Here is a 2,593-nt window from a genome sequence, read left to right on the forward strand (position 1 = left end):
AGTCACCCTCATAGCCCCTGTCTGAGCGGTAATCGTCTCTGTATCCTCGCTGGCCGTAATCCATGCCTTTTCCGTGGCGGCCGTAGTCCATGCCGTATCCCATGCCTTTTCCGTGGCGGCCGTAGTCCATGCCGTAGCCCATCATGCCTTTTCCGTGGCGGCCGTAGTCCATGCCGTAGCCCATCATGCCGGAGCCCATGCCGTATCCTTGATGGCCGGAGCCCATGCCGTATCCTTGATGACCATAGCCACGATGACCGTATCCCCCGCCCCGGTCGGCAAAGGCGTAAGATCCGAATCCCACAAAAGCGACAACTGCCAAAACCGCAATTATTTTTCTGGTAAAATTGTTATACATTTTTATTCTCCTTTTACATTGGAAGTGATAATCGTTTTAAAAAAATTATTAATAAGCTCGCGCGGCTTGCTACTCAATTTTTATAATAGCAAACTGTGTGCCAGAAACAGGCTTAAAATCAAAAAATAATACAAGACCTTGAAAAAACAATGTATTTGACGCCATTTTTTTCAGGCCAATTATTTTTAAGTAGAGAAGATAAAAGAGGTTGGATATAAAGTATCCACTTAAGGGCGGATAAATATGTTCGAATGGTTAGTAAATATCCATCACAGGCGCCAGCCCCAAAATTCGAGAAAGCGGGCGAAATTGCCCATGTCCGAAGCATTGCGGTTCCAGGGCTTCAGGCTGGTGTAAAAGGGATTGCCGGTCTCCTGCCGATCGCCGTAAACTTTATCTGTCCCTATAAAAAAGTCCAGGCTCGGCAGGCTCAGCAAGATTGATTCCCAAAACTTGACGGATCCCTTGACATGGCCCTTGAGCAGCCCCTTTTGATAGTAAAAGCTGGTGAAACCTTGGCCCACAGGAATCTGCTCCAGCTCCCTGACAGGTTTCAGGGGCATTTTTATGATGGTAAAGCGCCGGAGATCCTGCAGTTCCGCGGCCGCCACAATCTCAAGATCCATTACCCGGTGAACAGCGGGTCTTAAATGGATTAACAATCCCGGATTATCCCTGCTGGAATAGTCCAGTTGCCAGGGCAGTTTCTCGCCATAGACCCTGACCGGCTTCTCCGGCCGGTTCAGCGGCAAAGCATCGCGCGGCAGAAAGGAGGTAGAAACAATGGCCAGGTAGCAGCCGCAGGTATGAACCGTGGTAACCAGAACGGGTTTTGCCCGTGAATCCAAGGTGATCACCACCATTAGACCCACGTTGATGCCGGCCGTCAGGTGAAAGGGAATCAGGCTGAAAGGCACTTTAGAAAAGTGCACCCGATAGATCAGATTGGTATAAGAGCCTTTTTTAGTGGAAAAATTTTGCTTTAAATAATAGATAACCGGATTTTCGCTGTCGATATAAATCTGTTCGTTTCCCTGGTTGTCGTATCTGGCCGCGGGCCGGCCGATACGGTTGTAGACAGCGGAGTAGCCATGTGCCACAAGAAGGGGTGCATATCGATTAAGGATCTCATCACCGCCGCCGTCAGCCGAGTAGAGGGTGTTTGGTATTTCGGCCGGGATCCTTGGATGGTAGGCACAGGCAGAAATAATCAGCAGTGCCGGCAAAATCAGTATTCGAAAAATTTTAAAGGCTTTCATCGGCGAACCCTCCGACCATACGACCATAAAGTTAAGTTTTCCAAAAGTCCTGACTCGTTAGTTAAGAAAATGATCATCGCGAAGCCATTCGTCAAATTTTGATGGACTCTTTACAGATCGCTTGGTAGTAAATGGTCTTGAAAAATAAATTAGCGTCTTTGCGTGAGACTCAGAAGGAGGGATTATGAGAAACGTTGATTACATGGCGGTGGCCGAAAAAGCGATGAAACAGATCAAAAAGGGTGCTTTTTTAACCGTAAAAGCCGGTGAAGACCTCAACACCATGACCATTGGCTGGGCCACTATAGGTTTTGTGTGGCGCCAACCGATTTTAATGGTGGCGATCAGAGACTCCCGGCATACCTTCGGGATCATCGAAAAAGCAGCCGATTTTACCGTGTCGGTACCCTTGACGGATATGCACGATGCGGTAATGTTCTGCGGCACCAAATCAGGGCGGGATGTGGACAAGTTCAAGGAGCTAAACCTGAAAACCGCCGACGGCCGGCAGGTGGCTTCCCCGATTATCGACACCCCCGGCATCCACTTTGAGTGTAAGATCGCTTACAAGGCCGCCATGGATCCGGTGCATTTGATCGCAGAATACGAAAAGCTGTATCCCGAGAAGGATTACCACACCCTTTATTTCGGTGAAATCCGGGAGTGCTATGAAACCGGGTAACAGCTGAGCAACAACAGCGAGCCCCGTGAAAAATACTTCGTATTTCGCGTGGCAGGCCGCGGCCACTATTTTAAAAAAATCTTGACAAAAATACGAGCTTCTAATAGTTAATTTTGGTTTGTAAGCCGAGGTAGCTCAGTCGGTAGAGCAGGGGACTGAAAATCCCCGTGTCGGCAGTTCAATTCTGTCCCTCGGCACCAGTAAAATCGTTTCATTTTGAGGGGGTTAGTCACTTTTGCTAACCTCTTTTTTTGTGGGGATTTGGTGGATTGTGCTTGAAATTGTGTCTTTTTG

General features: G+C 48.3%; 2 protein-coding genes, 1 tRNA gene and 1 pseudogene. 2 read left to right on the forward strand and 2 right to left on the reverse strand.

From position 1 onward, the window contains the following. Together V3S16_RS12435 and V3S16_RS12440 are read right to left on the reverse strand one after the other, a co-directional pair. Nucleotides 1–358: pseudogene (locus tag V3S16_RS12435) on the reverse strand (hypothetical protein); the annotation flags it as partial. 269 nt (nt 359–627) lie between these two features. Then, nucleotides 628–1,617, reverse strand: a complete 990-nt coding sequence (locus V3S16_RS12440) for a hypothetical protein (RefSeq protein ID WP_413885402.1) — start codon at nt 1,615–1,617, stop codon at nt 628–630. A gap of 184 nt (nt 1,618–1,801) precedes the next feature. Here V3S16_RS12440 and V3S16_RS12445 point away from each other — a divergent pair, with 184 nt between their 5' ends. Continuing rightward, complete coding sequence (locus V3S16_RS12445; RefSeq protein WP_413885404.1) at nt 1,802–2,299, forward strand: flavin reductase family protein; 498 nt, start codon at nt 1,802–1,804, stop codon at nt 2,297–2,299. A gap of 124 nt (nt 2,300–2,423) precedes the next feature. Next, nucleotides 2,424–2,499: transfer RNA gene (locus V3S16_RS12450), tRNA-Phe, on the forward strand. The last annotated feature ends 94 nt before the right edge of the window (nt 2,500–2,593 follow it).

It is taken from the genome of Candidatus Desulfatibia sp. (genome assembly GCF_036446775.1).
Taxonomy (GTDB): domain Bacteria; phylum Desulfobacterota; class Desulfobacteria; order Desulfobacterales; family UBA11574; genus Desulfatibia_A.